Consider the following 1,044-nt stretch of genomic DNA (forward strand, 5'->3'; position numbering starts at 1 on the left):
GGCGCCAGCTCCTCCACCAGCTTCTCGAACGGCACCTCCTGGTGCTCGAACGCCGCCCAGCCGGCCTTCCTCACCCGCGAGAGCAGCTCGGTGAACGTCGGGTCGCCCGACACGTCCGTACGGAGGACGAGGGAGTTGATGAAGAAGCCGACCAGATCGTCGAGGGCGACGTCCGTACGCCCGGCCACCGTCGTGCCGATCGGGATGTCGGTGCCCGCACCGAGGCGGGAGAGCATGGCGGCGAGGGCCGCCTGCAGCACCATGAAGGGGGTCACGCCCTCGGCCTTCGCCAGCTCGGCGAGGCGCGCGTGCACCTCGGCGGGCACGGTCAGCGGCACCTTGTGACCACGGTGGGAGGGCGCAGCGGGCCGCCGACGGTCGACGGGCAGCTCCAGCTCCTCCGGAATGTCCGCCAGCACCTCACGCCAGTAGGCCATCTGGGTGGACATGACACTGTCGGGGTCCGACTCGTCGCCGAGCAGCTCGCGCTGCCAGAGCGTGTAGTCGGCGTACTGGACGGGCAGCGGCTCCCACTCGGGGGCCTTGCCCTCGCAACGTGCCGCATAGGCAACAGTCAGGTCGCGGGCCAGCGGCCGCTTGGACCAGCCATCGCTCGCGATGTGGTGCATCACCAGGACGAACACCTGCTCGTCGGTGGCCGCGGAGTCCGTGGAGAGCAGGGAGGCCCGGATCGGTATCTCGGTCGACAGGTCGAAGGTGTACGCAAGGACATCGGCGATCGCGCCGTCGAGCTCCGCGGGGGCGACCTCGGACACCGTCAGCGCCCAGTCCAGGTCGGCCATATCCAGGATGTGCTGGTACGGCTCACCGTTGGCGACCTCGTAGACCGTGCGCAGCACCTCGTGCCGCCCGATCACGTCCCGCAGGGCCGCGCCGAGCGCCTCGGCGTCGATCCCGCCCGAAAGCCGCAACACGACCGGGATGTTGTAAGTGGAGCTCGGCCCCTCGGACTGGCTGATGAACCACAACCGACGCTGCGCGAATGACAACGGAATCATCAGGACTCCTCCTGGTTACGCATCG

General features: G+C 69.1%; 1 protein-coding gene. It reads right to left on the bottom strand.

Annotation, left to right across the window (positions count from 1 at the left end; translation table 11 throughout):
- On the bottom strand, positions 1-1,019 hold a 1,019-nt coding region (locus ACFWZ2_RS43675; protein ID WP_384555366.1), incomplete at its 3' end, for a condensation domain-containing protein.
- Positions 1,020-1,044: the final 25 nt, after the last annotated feature.

The sequence above is a fragment of the Streptomyces sp. NPDC059002 genome (assembly GCF_042740435.1).
Lineage (GTDB): Bacteria > Actinomycetota > Actinomycetes > Streptomycetales > Streptomycetaceae > Streptomyces.